The organism is Streptomyces tanashiensis, from assembly GCF_014648895.1.
Taxonomy (GTDB): Bacteria; Actinomycetota; Actinomycetes; order Streptomycetales; family Streptomycetaceae; genus Streptomyces; species Streptomyces tanashiensis.
In genome coordinates this window covers 1-17,871 of the sequence record NZ_BMRZ01000035.1, presented here as the reverse complement: position 1 = coordinate 17,871, position 17,871 = coordinate 1, and the positions used below count along the sequence as shown (strand labels likewise).

The window sequence follows — 17,871 nt, the reverse complement described above, 5'->3', positions numbered from 1 at the left end:
ATCAGCTGCACCACGTAGTAGCTCAGCGCGGCGACCAGCGCCGCAGCCGGCATCGTGATGAACCAGCCGAGGATGATGTTCTTGGCGACGCCCCAGCGGACCGCGTTGACGCGCTTCGTCGCGCCGACGCCCATGATCGCCGAGGTGATGACGTGCGTCGTCGAGATCGGCGCGTGGAACAGGAACGCCGAGCCGAACATGATCGACGCGCCCGTGGTCTCCGCCGCGAAGCCCTGCGGCGGGTCGAGCTCGATGATCTTGCGGCCGAGGGTCCGCATGATGCGCCAGCCGCCCGCGTACGTACCGAGGGACAGCATCACGGCACAGGCGATCTTCACCCACACCGGGATGTCGTCGCCGGACTGCTGCACATCCGCGATGACCAGGGCCATCACCACGATGCCCATCGTCTTCTGCGCGTCCTGGAGACCGTGGCCGAGCGCCATGCCCGCCGCCGAGACCGTCTGGGCGATCCGGAATCCGCGCTTGGCCTTGTGCGGGTTGGCCTTGCGGAACATCCACAGGATCGCGCACATGACCAGGTAGCCGACGACGAGGCCGACCACCGGGGAGACGAACATCGGGATGACGACCTTGTCGAGCACGCCTCCCCAGATCACCTCGGTGCCGCCGGCGAGCGCCGCGCCCACCATGCCGCCGAACAGAGCGTGCGAGGAGGAGGACGGCAGACCGAAGTACCAGGTGACGAGGTTCCAGATGATCGCGCCGACGAGCGCGGCGAAGAGGATGCCCATCCCCTTGTCACCGGTCGGGGTCTCGATGAGCCCCTCGCTGACCGTCTTGGCGACCCCGCTGCCCATGAAGGCACCGGCGAGGTTCATGACCGCCGCCATCGCGAGCGCGGCCCGGGGGGTCAGCGCGCGGGTCGACACCGAGGTGGCGATGGCGTTGGCGGAGTCGTGAAAGCCGTTCGTATACGTGAAGCCGAGCGCGACACCGATGGTCACGATCAGAGCGAAGGTGTCCACGAAGCTCAGGACTCCTTGACCGCGATGGTCTCCACCGTGTTGGCCACGTGCTCGAAGGCGTCGGCCGCCTCTTCCAGCACATCCACGACCTGCTTGAGCTTCAGCACCTCGATGGCGTCGTACTTGCCGTTGAAGAGGTGGGCGAGCAGCTTGCGGTGGATCTGGTCCGCCTGGTTCTCGAGCCGGTTGACCTCGATCCAGTACTCGGTGAGGTTGGCCATCGTCCGCAGGTTCGGCATGGCCTCGGCGGTCAGCTCGGCCGCCCGGGCCAGGACCTCGATCTGCTGCTCGACACCCTTGGGGAGCTCTTCGATGTTGTAGAGGACGACCAGGTCGACGGCCTCTTCCATGAAGTCCATGATGTCGTCGAGGGACGAAGCGAGGGAGTAGATGTCCTCGCGGTCGAACGGCGTGATGAAGGAGGAGTTCAGCTGGTGGAAGATCGCGTGGGTGGCGTCGTCACCGGCGTGCTCCGCTGCCCGCATCCGCTCCGCGATCTCGGCCCGGGCGGAAGGCTCCGCTCCGAGCAGTTCCATCAGGAGCTTGGAGCCCGTGACGATGTTGTCCGCGGACGCGGCAAACATGTCGTAGAAGCTCGTCTCCCTGGGGGTCAGACGAAATCGCACGTGAGGTCCTCGGGGTGCTGGGTTTCGGTCAGGCTGATGCTAGGCGCATCATCCGGCCACGGCTAACCGGCGTCTCTCAGTGTCGCCCATCAGGCACAGTGAACTGCACGGGCCCCCGCCCGGATCGGCGGAGCTCGGTACCATATACCCACGAGGGGTATACACCCCCTTATTGGACAACGGGAGGACGCGATGACGACCACCGAGGCGGACCAGGTCACCCCCGAGGCCGTCGAGGCCGTCGAGCCGGCCGACCACGGGCACGGTGTGCACGGCTACCACAAGCAGAAGGACGAGCACCTCAAGCGGCTCCGCCGGATCGAGGGCCAGATCCGGGGCCTGCAGCGGATGGTGGACGAGGACGTCTACTGCATCGACATACTCACTCAGGTCTCCGCCTCGACGAAGGCGCTCCAGTCCTTCGCCCTCCAGCTCCTGGAGGAGCACCTGCGGCACTGCGTCGCGGACGCGGCGGCCACCGGCTCGGGCATCGACGAGAAGGTCGAGGAGGCCACGAAGGCCATCGCCCGCATGATGCGCACCTGAGGCGGGCGGGGCGGGTCCGTGCCGTCAGCGGTTCTCCGCGGCCCGCTCCGCCGCCACCCGCAGCACCTCGTCGATCCGGTCGGCGCTGAGCCGCTCCCCGTCCGCGGCCGATGCCGCGATGATCAGCTCGCCGCAGAGCTCGATCTCGGCGAGGGCGACGCAGTCCGGGTCTGCGGGCACGGTTGCTGTACCGGGCGGGGCCACGCGCATCCACCTCTTCCTGCCGGCGTCGGTCTCCCAGCGGTCTCCCAGCGTAGGGACGGGGCCACGCACCGCGCATGACACGTCCGGACCATTTGCCGATGGTCCGCGCCGCCACCGGGCCAGGTCAGGCCTTGATCTTCCCCGCGTAGATGTCGCGGCGGTCCGGCAGCGTCACCTCGACGGGGATCCCGAAGCCGTACAGCAGGGTCGTCGAGGCGACCGCGACCGTCCGGCCCTGGTTGCTGAAGCTGAACTGGTGGCGCACCTTCCGCAGCCGCCCCTCCCCGTCGAGGTACGCGTCGAAGGGCACCGTGTCCTTGGCGAACCCTTTCGCCGCCGCGGCGAGCGCTCCCCGCAGCTGCGGGGAGGCGGCCCGGGCGGCGTGCGCGATGTCGGCGACACCCCGGTAGTGGCTGACTTTCACCCCTGCGAGCTCGACCTCGCCGACGTACGTGACCTCACGGGCGCCCCGCAGCAGCTCCGCCGCGGCGGCCGGGTCGGTGGCCCCGCCGGTGACGAGGTTCCCGTCGTCGAGGGTGGTGGTGTCGACGCGGACCCACTTGTCGGCGGGCACTCCGGCGCCCCGGTTCTTCATGTAGAGCGCGCCGGGGGCGAGGAGCTCGGTGATCGGCCGGTGCTCGCTCGCTCCGGCCGGGTCCTTCGGCAGCAGCACTTCGAGCCGTCCGGTGCGGCGCCGGAAGTCGTAGCCGCCCTCGCCCCGGATGGTGACCCGGGTGCCGCCGGAGGCCATCTCCATGGAGGTGCTGGCCTTGGAACTGCCGGCCTTCACCAGCGCGTCGGGGGCGTTCCGTACGGTGAGGGCGGGGTCGGCGGCCGGCTTCGGGTCCTCGGGGGCGGCGCAGCCCGTGACCGCGACGGTCCCGACGAGGGAGCCGACCAGGACGGCGGTGACGGCGAACGCCCCGCGCCCGAGACCGTGCGGACGTCCGTACCGCTGCACCACCATCGCCGCCAACCCCCAACGCCTCACCGCTGTTTGCCCGGGACCCGCCCTGTCCCCGGAGCCCTCGGGCCCGGGGACACCCGATCCGCATAACGACGGTCGGCGCGTGCCGTCACGCGCAGTACGGTGGTGGGGTGCACGCGCAGGCTTCCTCCCACACCACGACGACGACGGAGCGCGGCTCGTTCGCGCTGGCACGGTGCAGCTGCGGCTGGACGGGCCCGGCCCGCAGATCCCGGGACAAGGCCCGCACGGACGCCGCGGAACACCTCCGTACGAACGGCTCGTAGGGCCCGCGGAGCACCTCCGTACGGACGGCCCCTGAACCCCGCGGAGCAGCACGTCCGTACGCACGGCTCCTAGGCGGCGAGGTCGTTCTGGCCGCTGCTCGGGGCGGGGCCGCCGATCCGCGGCTCGGGGATGCCGACGGTCTCGGGGCGGCGCGCCGCCTCGGCCCGGCGGGAGCGGACGAGCCGGGCGCCGCGGCCGGAGCGGGCGACGGCGGAGACGACGGGCGTGAGCAGGGCGAGCGCGACCGGGGCGAGGAGCAGCGCCACGGCGGTGCCGAGGGCGAAGCCGCCGATCACGTCGGTCGGGTAGTGGACTCCCATGTAGACGCGCGCGAAGCCCTCGGCGAGGGCGAGGGCGATGGCGGCCAGGCCGAACCTGCGGTGGGCGACGAAGATGCCGACGCCGAGCGCCATCGCGAGGGTGGCGTGGTCGCTGACGAAGGAGAAGTCCGTCTTCCCGTCGACGAGGACCTCGAGGCCCTGGTGGTCCTTGAAGGGTCTGGGGCGCTCGACGAAGCCGCGGATGGGAATGTTGACGAGGAGGGCGATGCCGGCGGCCAGCGGGGCCCAGACGAGCCCGGCGACGGCCTGGACGGAGTCGGCGAGGGTGCCGCGGCGGCGGACGCTCCACCAGCACCAGAGCACGACGAGGACCATCCCGAGCACGATCCCGTACTCGCCCACGAACTCCATGACGCGGTCGAACCACGGCGGAGCGGCCTTGGCCAGTCCGTTGATGTCGTAGAGCAGGCTGACATCGGGGTTCGAGCCGTCCGATGCGAGTCCAGCCATCTGCTGCGGCCCCTTGCTCTCGTGTCTGGTTTCCAACCCCCGTGGTCAGAGCGGTCGGATCAGGGAACGAACCGCCTGAGGCGCACGTTCCGCTCTCTCCGGTGGATCATGACGACGTTACCGAAGAGTGACGGTTCACCGCAGCTCAGGGCCTGCGCATGACGGAGAGTTCCAGCCATGCCCGATACGCCCCGAAGACCGCCCGACGGCCCGTCTCCTCCCGCTAGGCCTGCGGCAGATGGGTGGGCAGCGCCGCCGCGCCCTCCCGGGTGACGCGGGTCGCGCCGAAGTAGTCCGGGGTGTCGATCCGGTCGAAGCGGATCACCGCACCGGTGCGCGGGGCGTCGATCATGTAGCCGCCGCCGACGTAGATCCCGACGTGCCGGATGGCCCGGGAGTTCGTCAGGTCGTCCGAGAAGAACACGAGGTCGCCGGGGAGCAGCTCGTCCCTGCCCGGGTGCGGGCCGGCGTTGTACTGGTCGTTGGCGACGCGGGGCAGCGTCACGCCGACGCTGTCGTACGCGGCCTGGGTGAGCCCCGAGCAGTCGAACCGGCCGTTCTGCGCGGCCGTTCCCGTACCGCCCCAGAGGTAGGGGGTGCCCAGCTTCTCCTGCGCGTACCCGATCGCGGCCGCGGCCTGCTGCGAGGGGGCGACGCGGCCCACCGGCCGGGCGAAGCTCTTCTCCAGGGACCGGATGATGCGGACGTAGTTCTGGGTCTCGCTGATGGGCGGCACCCCGCCGTGCTTGATCACCCGGTACGCGCCCGCGTTGTACGCGGCCAGCATGTTGCTCGCCGGGTCCCCGGGCACGTCCTTCACGTATCCGGCGAGCTCGCAGTCGTACGAGGCGGCCGAGGGGATCGCGTCCTGCGGGTCCCAGATGTCCCGGTCGCCGTCCCCGTCGCCGTCGATGCCGTGTCCGGCCCAGGTGCCGGGGATGAACTGGGCGATGCCCCGGGCATCGGCCGGGGAGACGGCCCGCGGGTTCCAGCCGCTCTCCTGGTAGAGCTGGGCGGCGAGCAGGGCCGGGTTGATGGCGGGGCACAGGTTCCCCCACCGCTGCACGAGCCCCTGGTAGAGCGCGGGGACGGCCCCCTTCGCGAGGGCCACGGTGCCGTTCTTGCCGGCCGAACCGCCGGCGATCCCCGCCGCCGCGGAGTACGTGCCGACGACGAGCAGTGCGACGAAGCCGAGACAGACCCCCAGGGCCCCGCCGGCCACCAGCCACGCCTTGCCAGCCCTACGCACCGTCAACCACCCCTCGGCCCATGGCAGTACGCCCGGAGAGCCAGTCTAGGCGGCGAGGCGCTCCGAGGGGATGCCTCCGGGGACGTTGCGCGACACGGCGGTCACTCGCCGAGGGCGAGCAGCGCGAAGAGGGAACCGGCGATCACGGCCTGGGGCAGCAGGGCCAGCACCGCCAGCCGGGTGCGCGTACGCCGCCAGCGCCGGCGCCACGGCAGCACCAGGGAGGCGATGACCGCGAGCGGGGTGAGGACGTAGGTCGCGTAGTACGCCCCGTACATGACGGTCAGGGGGCCGGTGACGGCGAGCGCGCAGTCGTCGGGGCCGCAGCTGTCCGTGGCCATGGTGGAGAAGCCGACGACCAGGACGCAGAAGAAGTGGGCGACGACGGCGATGCCGGCGGCGAGCGCGCCGGGCACGCACGCGTTGCCGTCCCGCTCGGGGTCGAGGTCGGGCAGGGCGGGAACCCAGGGGCGCTGATCCGTCGTCATGCCCTCAGTGGACCGCGGGGCCGGCCCCCGCCGCCTCCGCTCGGCTACTCACCCGCCGCCCGCCCCGTACTCATTCCGCTCCGGGGCGCCTGACGCCGCCCCAAGAGTGCAACAACGACAATCATTGCCCGGAGTCACTCTCCGTGATACACAGAGTGACCATACGCTTCTTCGCATGAAAACCGGCCACACCACCGCAGGTCAAGACGGTCAGATCGGTCAAGTGTGCGGGGATCGGGTAAAGAGAGCCGTCAAGCCGTCACACGTGAGCGGTTTCATCAGCGAAGATAGGGCGATGACCCATGCCGTCCGGCAGGGGCGACCAAGTACCCAACAGGGGCGGTGAGTTACATGTACCTGGCGGCCGAAAAGGGCGACATCACCACCATCATCGGTGGAATCGCCCCGAACTGGGGACCTTTCGGGAGCCTGGGCAACGAAGCCAAGGTGATGATCGAGGTCGTGATGGCCGTGGCCATCCTGCTCTGTCTCGGCATCGCCATCTGGGGAGCGGCCAAGCAGCGCATCGGCGCGACCGCCCTCCGTGACACGTTCAGCGCGGAGCAGGGCAAGGGCCTGATCGTCGCCGGTCTGACCGGCGTCTTCATCATCGGATCACTGGGGACGCTGTTCACCATCGTGTACGGGATGGCCGTCTGATCTCCCGTCGGACCCGACCCTCCTGAGAATGCGTTCCCTGATGCCCAGTCATGTTGAAGCACGGCCGTACCCGCGAACGAGTGAGGGGGCGTACCCGGCATGAGTCCCGGCGACGAGCACGACAGCTTCGGCGGCGTGGGCGGCTCGGGCCAGACCCGGACCCGCCTGCCCGAGGGCAACAGCGGCGACGTCTACGGCGGCGCCCGCCGCCCCGTCCGCAGCTCCCGATCCCTCATCACGGTCGTGGGCGTGGTGGTCCTCCTCATCGCCGCCATCGCCTTCGCCAACCGCGGCGGCACCGAACCGGCGGACGCGGCCGGCCCCCGCTCCGGCACACCGGGCAGAACGGCCCCCACCTCGGCGACGGGCGTCCGCCCGGTCACCGGCAAGAACGGCACGATCCCCACGGGCTACGCCCACGACGACCAGGGCGCCCAGAGCGCGGCGACGAACTACGCGGTGGCGCTGGGTTCGGTCGAGATGTTCCAGGACGGTCCCCGCGAGGAGATCGTGCGCACCATCCACGCCCCCGCGATCGCGGACGACCTCGTGAAGCGGCTGGACGCCTCGTACTCACCCGACTTCCTGGCGAGCATCGGGCTCGACGCGAACGGCGCGGCTCCCTCCGGCATGACGTTCGTGTCCCGCACGATCCCGGTCGGCGCCAAGGTCCGGGACTACACGGACACGTCCGCGACGGTCGAGGTCTGGTGCACCGGCCTGGTCGGCCTCGCTGGAACGGGCTCGACCAAGCCCGTCACGTCCACCTGGTTCACCATCACGGAGAAGCTCACGTGGGTCGGGGGCGACTGGCGCGTGGAGTCCTCCACCCAGAACGAGGGCCCCACCCCGGTCAACGGGGACAACCGCGCCTCCATGGCCGACGAGATCGCCGAGGCCGTCGAGGGATACGGAGGGTTCACCTATGCCCGCTAGCCGAAGCCTGGCGGGTCGCGCGACGGCCACACTCGCCGTCGCCTTCCTCAGTGCACCACTCCTGCTCGCCTCGAACGCCCAGGCGGCGCCCACACCGCCGCCGACGGCGCCGACGCCGTCCCCGAGCGCCAGTGACAACCCGTGCCGCCTCATCGTGGGGCAGGCACGCGAGCTCTGCGAGAAGGGGCAGACCGGCGGCGGAGCCGACAAGGCTCCCGTCGCCGACCCCACCGCCCTCGACCCCCTCTCCTCCCTCGCCCGCGGCTTCGCCGACGCCGCCATCAAAGTCGTGGACGAACTCTCCAAGGCCGTCAAAGAGACCGCCGACGTCGACTTCACCAACATGCAGTTCCTCGGCCGGTACGCCATCGTCTTCGCCGCCGCCACCTTCCTCACCCTCCTCCTCTGGCTCCTCGCCGTCGCCAAGCGGGCCGTCCGCGGCGTCCCCCTCACCACGGCCCTCTCCGAGGCCATCGGCTTCCTCTGGCTGACGGTCCTCGCCTCCGCGTTCACGCCCCTGATCCTCTACACCGTCGTGAACGCCACCGACGCCATCACCGAGGTCATCGCCTCCGGCACCGGCCAGCAGACCGACATCTTCTTCGGCAGCTTCAAGGAGGCCCTCCAGAAGGGCGACAGCATCGGTGGCGGCCCCATCATGCTGATCATCGTGTCCCTGGTGACCGTCCTCGCGGCCGGCGTCCTCTACCTGGAGCTGTTCCTCCGCGCCGTCCTGCTGTACGTCGGCGCGCTCCTCGGCGTCGTCGTCTACTCCGGGCTCGTCGACAAGAACATGTGGGGCCACGTCCGCCGCTGGGCCGGCATCATGATCGCGATCATCCTGGTCAAGCCGGTCATCGTGATCGTCCTCGGCCTCGCCGGCGCGCTCTCCTCCGGCACCGGCCCCGACTCCGTCTCCGCCGTCGTGTCCGGGCTCTCGATCATCCTGCTCGCCATCTTCGCCTCCGCGATGATCTACCGCTTCGTCCCCGGCTTCGGCGACGAGATCGCCGCCTCCCGCAACAACCGCCTCCACCGCGCCGGCGAGAACGCGGCCGCGGCCGTCATCTCCTCCCCCGCGTCCCTCGTCTCCCAGGGCATCAAGACCCACAGCACCCGCGACAGCGGCGGCGGCGCCCAGGGCTCCGCGCCCCGCCCCGCCAACCCCATGTCGGGCGGCATGGCCGCGCACAGCAGCCGCGGCGGAGGCGGCGGCACCGGCGGTGCGACGCCCCCGCCCCGTAGCAGCAGTCCCACCGCGGGAACCCCGCACAGCAACCGCAAGAACTCTGGAGGTGCAGGGCGTTGACGACCCAGTCCCAGCCGGTCGCGCCCCGCCGCACGTATCTCGTCGGCCGTGCCCGGCCCAACGCGATCGTCGGCAAGAACCGCGAGACCGGCGAGATCGCCCTGATCATCGTCGGCGCCTTCCTCGGCATGATGAGCGGACTCCTCGTCCCCCTCCTCCCCCTGCGGATCGCCCTCCTCGCGGGCCTGCCCATGCTCGCGATCGCCGCCGTGTACCTCCCGTACAAGCACCGCACCTTCTACAAGTGGTTCGAGATCAACCGCAGCTACAAGCGGATGCTCAAGCGCGGCACCGCCTACCGCTCCATCGCCGTCGAGGCCGGCACCCGCCTCGACGGCCGCGAGGTCGAGGTCGGCCCGCCCCCCGGCATCGGCCGCGTCGGCTGGCTCGCCGCCCCCTTCGGCCCGGACGAGATCGCCGTCCTCCTGCACGCCGACCGCCGCACCGTCACCGCCGCCATCGAGATCGAGGGCCCCGGCGTCGGCCTGCGCGACAGCGAGGACCAGGAGGCCCTCGTCGACCGCTTCGGCACCCTCCTGAAGCACGTCGCGAACGGCGACGGCTTCGTGACCCGCCTCCAGATGCTCGCCCGCACGCTCCCCGCCGACCCCGACGCGCACGCCAAGGACGTCGGCCAGCGCGGCGACCCGCACGCGCCCGCGTGGCTCCAGGAGTCGTACGACCAGCTCCAGTCGATGGTCTCCACCTCCAGCGAGCAGCACCGCGCCTACCTCGTCGCCTGCATGCACTACACCCGCGAGCTCGCCGCCGAGGCCAACGCCATGGCCCGCGCCGCCCGCCACGCCTCCGGCGCCCGCAAGCTCGACCGCGACGCCGGTCTCGCCGTCGTCATGGCCCGCGAGCTCACCGACATCTGCGCCCGCCTCGCCGAGGCCGACATCCGCGTCCGCCAGCCCCTCGGGCAGTCCCGGCTGGCCTCCCTCGTGCACTCCATGTACGACCCGGACCACCCCATCGACCACATCCAGGCCATGACGAAGCGAAACGCTTGGCCGGCCGAACTGGACGCGATGGAACCGACGTACCTCCAGGCCAAGACCCGCGAGTCCTCCACCCGCGCCCCCTGGTGCCACGCCACGGCCTGGGTGAAGGAGTGGCCGATGACCCCGGTCGGCGTCAACTTCCTCGCCCCGCTCCTCGTCCACACCCCGGACGTCATCCGCACGGTCGCCGTGACCATGGACCTGGAGCCCACCGAGGTCGCCATCGAGCGCATGCTCACCGAGAAGACCAACGACGAGGCGGACGCCAGCCGCGCCGCCAAGATGAACCGCACGGTCGACCCGCGCGACATCGCCGCCCACGGCCGGCTCGACCAGCGGGGTGAAGATCTCGCCAGCGGCGCGGCAGGAGTGAACCTCGTCGGGTACATCACGGTGTCGTCGCGTTCGCCCGAGGCCCTCGCCCGGGACAAGCGCACGATCAGGGCCTCCGCCGGCAAGTCGTATCTGAAGCTGGAGTGGTGCGACCGCGAGCACCACCGGGCCTTTGTGAACACCTTGCCGTTCGCGACCGGCATCCGCCGCTAAGGCCGAAGGGGCACAGACCCATGCGAGATCCGCTGTCCGTCCTCACCGAAGCCTTCACCGCCTTCCTCTTCGGGAAGGTGGAGACGACCCGTCTGCCCGTCCGCACCTCCACCGGGCAGGCCCAGGCCGTCTACCTGCCGACGGCCGCGCCCGGCCTCGGCGACTCCGGCGTCATCATCGGCCGCGAGGTCTACAGCGGCAAGGGCTACATCTACGACCCCTTCCAGCTGTACGGCCAGCAGCTCCCGGCCCCCCACTGGCTGGTCCTGGGCGAATCCGGAAACGGAAAGTCGGCCCTGGAGAAGACGTACGTGCTCCGCCAGCTCCGCTTCCGCGACCGGCAGGTCGTCGTCCTCGACGCCCAGGGCGAGGACGGCGTCGGCGAATGGAACCTCATCGCCCAGGAGCTGGGGATAACTCCCATCCGCCTGGACCCGATGGTCGCCAACGACGCCGGGATCCGCCTCAACCCCCTCGACCCCTCGATCACCACGACGGGCCAGCTCGCGCTGCTCCGCACGATCATCGAGGTGGCGATGGGCCACGGCCTCGACGAGCGCTCCGGCTTCGCGCTCAAGGTCGCCCACGCGTACGTCACCGAGCACACCACCGACCGGCAGCCGATCCTCACCGACATCGTCGAGCGCCTCCGCCACCCGGAGGCCGAATCGGCGGAGTCGATGAACGTCGACATAGACGATGTACGGGCCTGGGGTCTGGACGTCGCCCTCGTCCTCGACCGCCTCGTCGACGGTGACCTGCGCGGCATGTTCGACGGCCCGACGACCGTCGGCATCGACCTCGACGCGCCCCTGATCGTCTTCGACCTGTCCCACATCGACCGCAACTCCATCGCCATGCCCATCCTCATGGCGATCGTCGGCGTCTGGCTGGAACACACCTGGATCCGCCCCGACCGGAAGAAGCGCATCTTCCTCGTCGAGGAGGCCTGGCACATCATCAACAGCCCCTTCGTGGCCCAGCTGTTCCAGCGCCTGCTGAAGTTCGGCCGCCGCCTCGGCCTGAGCTTCGTCGCCGTCGTCCACCACCTCTCCGACGTCGTCGACGGAGCGGCGGCCAAGGAGGCGGCGGCGATCCTCAAGATGGCCTCCACCCGGACCATCTACGCCCAGAAGGCGGACGAGGCACGCAACACGGGCCGGGTCCTCGGCCTGCCCCGCTGGGCGGTCGAGATCATCCCGACGCTCACCCCCGGCATCGCGGTCTGGGACGTCAACGGCAACGTGCAGGTGGTCAAACACCTCATCACCGAGAGGGAACGCCCGCTCGTCTACACCGACCGCGCCATGACGGAGTCCTCCGTGACGGACCCGGAGCTGGAGTGGGAGACCGAGCAGCGCGCCATCCTCATCGAGCAACAGATGAACGGCACTTCGCAGTCGACGGTGGCCTAGATGGAACAGGCGCGGAAGGGAGGCGGAGGGGTCTCCGACGGGCTGCTCCTCAGCCTGTTCGCCCTCCTCCTCTGCCTCACGGTCCTCGTGTGGACGGCGACCGGCCTGGCGGGCCTCCTCGCCCACGGCGCCTGGCCGCAGGGGGTCGCCTTCACGGGCACCCCGTCGGCCCTGCGCTCCCTGGCGACGGCCCCGACGGACCTCGCGGCGGCCTGGCCGGCCACCCCGCCGGCCCAACTGTCGGGGTACGGCCTCTTCTGGGGCCTGCTGATCGGCGAGGCGATGATCCTGATGGTCCTCGCGGTCTTCGTCCTGGGCACGGTGACCCGCTGGCGAGCGGTCCGCGCCAACCGGAAGGCGGGGGCGTACGAGACGACTCCCGCACGGGTACGGGAGGAGCCCGCCGCGCCCCCGGCCCCGCGCCGCCCGGCGGAGCAGCTCCCACCGGAACCGGCACCGGAACCGGAACCGGTAGTCGCACCGACCCCCGCGCCCGTAGCCACACCGGCATCTGCACCGGCGTCGGCACCGGCCCCCGCACCCGCGGTCGCACCCGTCACCGACCCACCGGCCCCCATAACCACCCCGCGCACCGTCTACGGCCCCCCGGAGACCCGCCGTCCGGCCGCCGTGGAGGCGATCCTGGACGCGGAGGGCCCGGTCCTGGTCGTCACCTCCGACCCCGCCGTCTGGTCCTCGACCAAGGACGCGCGCGGCAAACTCGGCCCGGTCCTGGTCCACGACACCGGCCACCTCTGCGACACCCCCGCCCGGCTCCACTGGTCACCCTCCGAGCAGTGCGAGGACCCGGCGGTGGCGCAGGAACGCGCGGTCGCGCTGCTCGCCCCCGTACGTCCGCACTCCCGCCTCGACGCGGCCACCGCCGACACCGCCGAGACGCTGCTGCGCTGCTGGCTGCACGCCGCCGCCGTCGACGGCCGCCCCTTCCGGCAGGTGCACCGCTGGGCGCAGGGCGCGGGCGCCCACGAGCCCGTACGCATCCTCCGCAGCCACCCGAAGGCCGCCTCGGGCCTGGCGGGTCTCCTGGAGTCGGCGCTGACCGCCCACCCGGAAAGCCGCCGCATGGCACAGGAACTGACGGCCCGTGCGCTCGGCGCGCTGTCGTCGATCCACATCCGCGAGGCGTGCGTACCGAATCGAACTGATTCGCTGGCGCTGGCATCTTTCGTCGCCGAAGGGGGCACCCTCTACGTGGTGGGCGAGGCGATCGAGGATCCCCGCACCCACCCCGGCGCGATGCCGCTCCTCACGGCCCTCGCCGCAAGCGTGGTCGAGCACGGCCGCCGCATGGCCGCACGGTCATCCGACGGTCGGCTCGACCCACCACTGACCCTCGTCCTCGACGACGTCGCCGCGGTGGCCCCGTTCCCCCGGCTCCCGGAGCTCCTGACCACGGGCCACACCCAGGGCCTCCCGGCCCTGGCCCTGATGCGCTCCCCCGAACAGGCCAGATCACGCTGGCCGGAGGACTCCCTCAGCCACTGAGTACGGCAGGCCGCCTAGACGGACGCGGGACGCGTCAGCTCGTACTCGAGCTCCATCGCGCCGTCGGCCCCCGGAACCGCCACCTTGTCCCCCGTCGCGGCGAACCCGAAGCGCCGGTAGAAGGCCGCGGCCCGCGCGTTCTCCTCGTGGACGTACAGCCGGACGCGCGCGACCACCGGGTCCGGGAGCGTCCAGGACCACTCCACGCCCGCCCGGAACAGCGCGTCGATCACGCCGGTCCCCCGCGCCTCGGGGCGCACGTAGACGCCGACGATGTGCGTCTGGTCGACCTTCGCCGCCTCACCGAAGCGCACCTCGTCCGAAGGGCGCTCCACGAGCAGCGTGATCGTGCCGGCCCAACTGCCGTCCGCGCCCTCGGCCACGAGCTGCCGCACGTTCCCGTCGCCGGTCTCGGAGGCGCCCTCCGCCCGCTCCTTCCAGAAGGTGTCGGGCCGCTCGGAGGCCGTCTCGTACGTGTCGAGGAAGGCGAGGTGCGCGACCGGGTCCTGGAGGGCGGCCAGCCGGATCTCGCGGGTCTTCTCCCACTCTTCGGCGCGGATGGTGCGTATCGAATAGTCCATGCCGCCGATCCTGACGAGCCCCGACCCCCCTGACAAGGTCTTTTTCCTCACCACAAGCCCCCGTCGTACCCGGGTACTACGCCCGGCCGCGCACGCCCTCCCCGGGTCCGACGTCCTGCCGCGGCCCGCTCCCTAGCGTCGGAGACATGATCCGAGCAGAGAACCTCACCAAGCGGTACGGGGACACCACCGTCGTCCAGGACCTCAGCTTCAGCGTCCGGCCGGGCTCCGTCACCGGCTTCCTCGGCCCCAACGGCGCCGGAAAGTCCACCACCCTCCGCATGATCCTCGGCCTCGACGCCCCGACCCGCGGCCGCGCCACCGTCGACGGCCACCCCTACGCCGCCCACCGCGCCCCGCTCACCCACGTCGGCGCCCTCCTGGAGGCCCGATCCGTGCACCCCGGCCGCTCGGCCCGCCACCACCTCATGGCGCTGGCCCACACCCACGGCATCCCACGCGCCCGCGTGGAGCGGGTTCTCGCCCTGGCGGGCCTGACCCACGTGGCCCACAAGCGCGTGAAGGGCTTCTCCCTGGGCATGGGCCAGCGCCTGGGCATCGCCGCCGCCCTCCTCGGCGACCCGGCCACCGTCGTCCTCGACGAACCGGTCAACGGCCTCGACCCGGAAGGCGTCCTCTGGATCCGTACCCTCCTCAGGAACCTGGCCGCCGAGGGCCGCACCGTCCTCGTCTCCTCCCACCTCATGAGCGAGATGGCGCTCACCGCCGACCACCTGATCGTCATCGGCAAGGGCCGGCTGCTCGCCGACACCACGGTCGACGAGCTCGTACGGACCTCGGGCGGCGCGAGCGTCAGGGTCGTCACCCCGGAGGCGGACCGCCTGCGCACGCTCCTGCCCGGCGCCCGGATCACCGCGGAGGCCCCGGACACCCTCCTCGTCACCGGCCTGGAGGCACCCGAGATCGGCCGCGCGGCCGCCGCCCACGCCGTCCCCCTCCACGAACTCACCCCGCAGGCCGCCTCCCTGGAGCAGGCGTTCATGGACCTCACCCGCGACGCCGTCGAATACCAGGGAGCCTCCGCATGACCACGACGACGACCACCCCCGCGCTCACGATCACCCCGTCCCGGGTCCTCCGCTCGGAGTGGCACAAGCTCCGGACGCTCCGCTCCACCTGGATCACCGTCCTCACCTCGGCCGCACTGCTGCTCGGCGTCGGCATCCTCATGGGCGCCACCTACACCTCCGACGGCGGCGACTCCGACGTCGACACCGTCGTCCTCACCCTGTACGGCTCCCAGCTCGGCGGCATCGCCCTCGCCGTCCTCGGCATCCTCGTCACCGCCGGCGAGTACGCGACGGGCATGATCCGCGCCTCCCTGACGGCCGTCCCCCGCCGCCTCCCCGTCCTGTGGGCGAAGGCCGCGGTCTACACGGCCACCGTCCTCACGGTCTCCCTCCTGACCGCGCTGCTCACCTTCGTCACCGCCCAGGCCTTCCTCTCCGACACCGACCAGGCCGCCTCCCTCACCGACGACGGCGTCCTCGCCGCCGTCGCGGGCAACGCCGCCGGCGTCACCCTCCTCGGCCTGATCGCCCTCGGGCTCGGCGCGGCCCTCCGCTCGGTGCCCGGCGCGATCGGCGCGTTCGTCGGCGGGGTCCTGATCGTCCCGGAGATCCTCGGGATGCTCCCGTACGAGGCGATGGACACGGTCGTCCGGTACTTCCCCACCCAGGCGGCCGGCGCGCTCGGCTCCGCGACCCCGCTCCCCGGCGCGGCCTCGCCCGGAGCGGCCCTCCTGGCCCTGCTCCTGTGGGCGGCGGCGGCCCTCGCGATTCCCGCACTGTTGCTCAACCGCCGGGACGTATGAGGATGATGACGGAGTGACGACGGAGACGACAGGCCCGAGCCGGTACGCCCAGCGGCTCATGGCCCGGGCCCGGGACTTCGACACCCGGCGCCCCTGGGTGTGGGACGCGACGGTCACCGTCACCTGGGCGGCGGCGGCCCTCGTGGACGCGGCCGGCGGCTGGCGGAACACCGCCCGCGACCCGTCCGTCCCGGTCTGGCTCGTGGTCACCCTGAGCCTGGCGCTCTCCGTTCCGCTCTACTGGCGCCGGCGCCGGCCCATGGCCGTCCTCGCCGTGATGGCCTGCGCCGTCCTGGTCAGCGACAGCTCGGGAGCCTTCCTGCAGGCCGCGTACCTCCAGATGCTCCCGCTCTTCCACATCGCGCTCAGCCGCCCGCCCCGCGCCCTCCTGTGGTCCCTGGCCCTGCTCGTCCCGCCCCTGGTGACGGGCGCGGTCCGCTTCCCCACGGAGACCTGGGACCAGCGCGTCATCCCCGCCCTGTGGGCGTACGCGCTCGTCGCCCTCCTCGGCATCGCGGTCCGCTCCCGCCGGGACGAACGCGCCCACGAGGTCCGCCTCGCCGCCACCGCCGAACGCGCCCGCATCGCACGCGAGATGCACGACATCATCGGCCACAACCTGTCCGTCATCACGACCCTTGCGGACGGCGGCCGGTACGCGGCGGCGAAGAGCCCGGAGCGCGCCGCCCAGGCCCTCGAAGCCATCGGCACGACGAGCCGCGAGGCCCTCGCCGAACTCCGCCGCCTCCTCGGCGTCCTCCACGACGAGGGAGAGGCGGCGACCCGCTCCCCGCAGCCGGCCCTGACCGACCTGGAACACCTCGTCGCAGGCGTACGGAAAGCCGGCCTGCCGGTCCGGGCCGAACTGCCCCCGCCCGGAGCCGCGCTCTCGGCGGGCGCCCAGCTGACGGTCTACCGGGTGCTCCAGGAGGCCCTGACGAACACCCTGAAACACGCGGGCGCCGCAGCGACGGCGACCGTCAGCCTCTCGTACGGCCCCGGCGCCCTGGAGATGGTCGTCACCGACACGGGCACACCGTCCGCCCCGCCCGGCCGCGGCCACGGCATCACCGGAATGCGGGAGCGCGCGGCCCGCTACGACGGCACACTCGAGACCGGCCCGCTGCCGACCGGCGGCTGGCGGGTCCTGCTCCGCATCCCCCTGGAGGACTCCCCCTCGTGACGACCGTTCTCATCGCGGACGACCAGCCGATGCAGCGCTTCGGCTTCCGCATGCTGCTGGAGAGCCAGGACGACATGACCGTCGTCGGCGAGGCGTCGAACGGCACCGAGGCGATCCGCCTGGTCGACCGGCACCACCCCGATGTCGTCCTGATGGACATCCGGATGCCCGGCCTGGACGGCATCGAGGCCACACGCCGCATCGTCGCGGCCGGTGACCGCACCCGGATCCTGATCGTCACGACCTTCGACCTCGACGAGTACGCGTACGACGGCCTCCGCGCCGGCGCGAGCGGCTTCCTGGTGAAGGACGCCCAGCCCGAGGAACTCCTCGCGGGCATCCGCGCGGTGGCCGGCGGCGACGCGGTCGTCGCCCCGAGCCTGACCCGCCGCCTCCTGGACGCCTACATCCACCACCTCCCGCCCGCGGCGGCCCCGGCACCCGCCCCGGCGGAGGACGCCCGCCTGGCCGCCCTCACGGACCGGGAACGCGAGATCCTCACGGTCATCGGCAAGGGCTGGAGCAACACGGAGATCGCGGAACGTCTCCACCTGGCGGAGTCCACGGTCAAGACCCACGTGGGCCGCATCCTGGCGAAGACGGGCACCCGGGACCGCGTCCAGGCGGTCATCCTGGCCTACGACACGGGCCTGGTGACGCCGGCGCCGTGACCCGGCCATCAGGGCTCGCTCGCATGACCACAGCCTAGAACGCAAAAATGCCTCAACCCCCGGACAAAGTCCGGGGGT

The 17,871-nt window shown here is 71.6% G+C and carries 20 protein-coding genes; 12 read left to right on the top strand and 8 right to left on the bottom strand.

The window, feature by feature from the left end:
* Both IE237_RS40080 and IE237_RS40075 read right to left on the bottom strand, forming a co-directional pair.
* Positions 1–989 (bottom strand): inorganic phosphate transporter (locus tag IE237_RS40080; RefSeq protein WP_189807153.1); only part of this gene is annotated, 989 nt, incomplete at its 3' end.
* 5 nt (positions 990–994) lie between these two features.
* Complete coding sequence (locus IE237_RS40075) at positions 995–1,615, bottom strand: DUF47 domain-containing protein (RefSeq protein ID WP_116159771.1); 621 nt, start codon at positions 1,613–1,615, stop codon at positions 995–997.
* Positions 1,616–1,807: 192 nt separating this feature from the next.
* Here IE237_RS40075 and IE237_RS40070 point away from each other — a divergent pair, with 192 nt between their 5' ends.
* Complete coding sequence (locus IE237_RS40070) at positions 1,808–2,161, top strand: metal-sensitive transcriptional regulator (protein WP_229844235.1); 354 nt, start codon at positions 1,808–1,810, stop codon at positions 2,159–2,161.
* 24 nt (positions 2,162–2,185) lie between these two features.
* Here the strand turns inward: IE237_RS40070 and IE237_RS40065 are convergent, their stop codons facing one another.
* The gene (locus tag IE237_RS40065; protein ID WP_189807152.1) at positions 2,186–2,371 is read right to left on the bottom strand and encodes a hypothetical protein; all 186 of its coding nucleotides are present in this window, start codon (positions 2,369–2,371) and stop codon (positions 2,186–2,188) included.
* Between the two features lie 118 nt (positions 2,372–2,489).
* A complete protein-coding gene (locus IE237_RS40060) occupies positions 2,490–3,332 on the bottom strand; it encodes an SCO4651 family lipoprotein (protein WP_189807151.1) in 843 nt (280 codons plus the stop codon).
* A gap of 131 nt (positions 3,333–3,463) precedes the next feature.
* Here IE237_RS40060 and IE237_RS40055 point away from each other — a divergent pair, with 131 nt between their 5' ends.
* Complete coding sequence (locus tag IE237_RS40055; protein WP_189807150.1) at positions 3,464–3,619, top strand: hypothetical protein; 156 nt, start codon at positions 3,464–3,466, stop codon at positions 3,617–3,619.
* 69 nt (positions 3,620–3,688) lie between these two features.
* Here IE237_RS40055 and IE237_RS40050 read toward each other — a convergent pair whose 3' ends face one another.
* From IE237_RS40050 to IE237_RS40040, 3 genes are all read right to left on the bottom strand, one after another.
* On the bottom strand, positions 3,689–4,411 hold the full coding sequence (locus IE237_RS40050; RefSeq protein ID WP_189807149.1) for a phosphatase PAP2 family protein: 723 nt from the start codon (positions 4,409–4,411) through the stop codon (positions 3,689–3,691).
* Between the two features lie 223 nt (positions 4,412–4,634).
* Positions 4,635–5,660 (bottom strand): C40 family peptidase, encoded by a 1,026-nt coding sequence (locus IE237_RS40045; RefSeq protein WP_370468352.1) that lies wholly within the window; start codon positions 5,658–5,660, stop codon positions 4,635–4,637.
* 101 nt (positions 5,661–5,761) lie between these two features.
* Positions 5,762–6,148: a hypothetical protein gene (locus tag IE237_RS40040; protein ID WP_189807148.1), complete on the bottom strand. Its 387-nt coding sequence runs from the start codon at positions 6,146–6,148 to the stop codon at positions 5,762–5,764.
* A gap of 351 nt (positions 6,149–6,499) precedes the next feature.
* Between IE237_RS40040 and IE237_RS40035 the strand changes: the two genes are divergently transcribed.
* From IE237_RS40035 to IE237_RS40010, 6 genes are all read left to right on the top strand, one after another.
* Positions 6,500–6,808 carry a DUF8827 family protein gene (locus IE237_RS40035; protein WP_024757447.1) on the top strand — a complete coding sequence of 103 codons (309 nt, stop codon included), beginning with the start codon at positions 6,500–6,502 and terminating at the stop codon, positions 6,806–6,808.
* Between the two features lie 99 nt (positions 6,809–6,907).
* Complete coding sequence (locus IE237_RS40030; protein WP_189807147.1) at positions 6,908–7,744, top strand: DUF8175 domain-containg protein; 837 nt, start codon at positions 6,908–6,910, stop codon at positions 7,742–7,744.
* Positions 7,734–9,053, top strand: a complete 1,320-nt coding sequence (locus IE237_RS40025; RefSeq protein WP_189807146.1) for a hypothetical protein — start codon at positions 7,734–7,736, stop codon at positions 9,051–9,053. Before IE237_RS40030 ends, IE237_RS40025 begins: the two co-directional genes overlap by 11 nt.
* Positions 9,050–10,603, top strand: coding sequence for an SCO6880 family protein (locus tag IE237_RS40020; protein WP_189807145.1), 1,554 nt, complete (start codon positions 9,050–9,052; stop codon positions 10,601–10,603). The genes IE237_RS40025 and IE237_RS40020 overlap by 4 nt, the downstream gene beginning before the upstream one ends.
* A 20-nt stretch (positions 10,604–10,623) precedes the next feature.
* Positions 10,624–12,018, top strand: coding sequence for an ATP-binding protein (locus tag IE237_RS40015; RefSeq protein WP_189807144.1), 1,395 nt, complete (start codon positions 10,624–10,626; stop codon positions 12,016–12,018).
* On the top strand, positions 12,019–13,524 hold the full coding sequence (locus IE237_RS40010; protein ID WP_189807143.1) for a type IV secretory system conjugative DNA transfer family protein: 1,506 nt from the start codon (positions 12,019–12,021) through the stop codon (positions 13,522–13,524). It begins immediately after the preceding gene.
* Positions 13,525–13,538: 14 nt separating this feature from the next.
* On the opposite strand, the gene IE237_RS40005 is transcribed toward IE237_RS40010, so the two are convergent.
* Positions 13,539–14,105 carry a GNAT family N-acetyltransferase gene (locus IE237_RS40005; protein ID WP_189807142.1) on the bottom strand — a complete coding sequence of 189 codons (567 nt, stop codon included), beginning with the start codon at positions 14,103–14,105 and terminating at the stop codon, positions 13,539–13,541.
* A 146-nt stretch (positions 14,106–14,251) separates the two neighbouring features.
* Between IE237_RS40005 and IE237_RS40000 the strand changes: the two genes are divergently transcribed.
* From IE237_RS40000 to IE237_RS39985, 4 genes are read left to right on the top strand one after another with little or no spacing between them, the layout of a single operon-like run.
* The gene (locus IE237_RS40000; protein ID WP_189807141.1) at positions 14,252–15,154 is read left to right on the top strand and encodes an ABC transporter ATP-binding protein; all 903 of its coding nucleotides are present in this window, start codon (positions 14,252–14,254) and stop codon (positions 15,152–15,154) included.
* Positions 15,151–15,939, top strand: coding sequence for an ABC transporter permease (locus IE237_RS39995; protein ID WP_189807140.1), 789 nt, complete (start codon positions 15,151–15,153; stop codon positions 15,937–15,939). Before IE237_RS40000 ends, IE237_RS39995 begins: the two co-directional genes overlap by 4 nt.
* A gap of 58 nt (positions 15,940–15,997) precedes the next feature.
* Positions 15,998–17,122 (top strand): sensor histidine kinase, encoded by a 1,125-nt coding sequence (locus IE237_RS39990; protein ID WP_189807154.1) that lies wholly within the window; start codon positions 15,998–16,000, stop codon positions 17,120–17,122.
* Positions 17,119–17,793 carry a response regulator gene (locus IE237_RS39985; protein ID WP_189807139.1) on the top strand — a complete coding sequence of 225 codons (675 nt, stop codon included), beginning with the start codon at positions 17,119–17,121 and terminating at the stop codon, positions 17,791–17,793. Before IE237_RS39990 ends, IE237_RS39985 begins: the two co-directional genes overlap by 4 nt.
* Positions 17,794–17,871: the final 78 nt, after the last annotated feature.

What these genes read in the sequence shown, in the direction of transcription:
- IE237_RS40000 (WP_189807141.1), top strand. Translation starts at nt 14,252, where the DNA reads ATGATCCGAGCAGAGAACCTCACCAAGCGGTACGGGGACACCACCGTC.
- IE237_RS40065 (WP_189807152.1), bottom strand. Translation starts at nt 2,371, where the DNA reads ATGCGCGTGGCCCCGCCCGGTACAGCAACCGTGCCCGCAGACCCGGAC.
- IE237_RS39990 (WP_189807154.1), top strand. Translation starts at nt 15,998, where the DNA reads ATGGCCCGGGCCCGGGACTTCGACACCCGGCGCCCCTGGGTGTGGGAC.
- IE237_RS40035 (WP_024757447.1), top strand. Translation starts at nt 6,500, where the DNA reads ATGTACCTGGCGGCCGAAAAGGGCGACATCACCACCATCATCGGTGGA.
- IE237_RS40005 (WP_189807142.1), bottom strand. Translation starts at nt 14,105, where the DNA reads ATGGACTATTCGATACGCACCATCCGCGCCGAAGAGTGGGAGAAGACC.
- IE237_RS40040 (WP_189807148.1), bottom strand. Translation starts at nt 6,148, where the DNA reads ATGACGACGGATCAGCGCCCCTGGGTTCCCGCCCTGCCCGACCTCGAC.
- IE237_RS40025 (WP_189807146.1), top strand. Translation starts at nt 7,734, where the DNA reads ATGCCCGCTAGCCGAAGCCTGGCGGGTCGCGCGACGGCCACACTCGCC.
- IE237_RS40050 (WP_189807149.1), bottom strand. Translation starts at nt 4,411, where the DNA reads ATGGCTGGACTCGCATCGGACGGCTCGAACCCCGATGTCAGCCTGCTC.
- IE237_RS40015 (WP_189807144.1), top strand. Translation starts at nt 10,624, where the DNA reads ATGCGAGATCCGCTGTCCGTCCTCACCGAAGCCTTCACCGCCTTCCTC.
- IE237_RS39995 (WP_189807140.1), top strand. Translation starts at nt 15,151, where the DNA reads ATGACCACGACGACGACCACCCCCGCGCTCACGATCACCCCGTCCCGG.
- IE237_RS40030 (WP_189807147.1), top strand. Translation starts at nt 6,908, where the DNA reads ATGAGTCCCGGCGACGAGCACGACAGCTTCGGCGGCGTGGGCGGCTCG.
- IE237_RS40060 (WP_189807151.1), bottom strand. Translation starts at nt 3,332, where the DNA reads ATGGTGGTGCAGCGGTACGGACGTCCGCACGGTCTCGGGCGCGGGGCG.
- IE237_RS40010 (WP_189807143.1), top strand. Translation starts at nt 12,019, where the DNA reads ATGGAACAGGCGCGGAAGGGAGGCGGAGGGGTCTCCGACGGGCTGCTC.
- IE237_RS40070 (WP_229844235.1), top strand. Translation starts at nt 1,808, where the DNA reads ATGACGACCACCGAGGCGGACCAGGTCACCCCCGAGGCCGTCGAGGCC.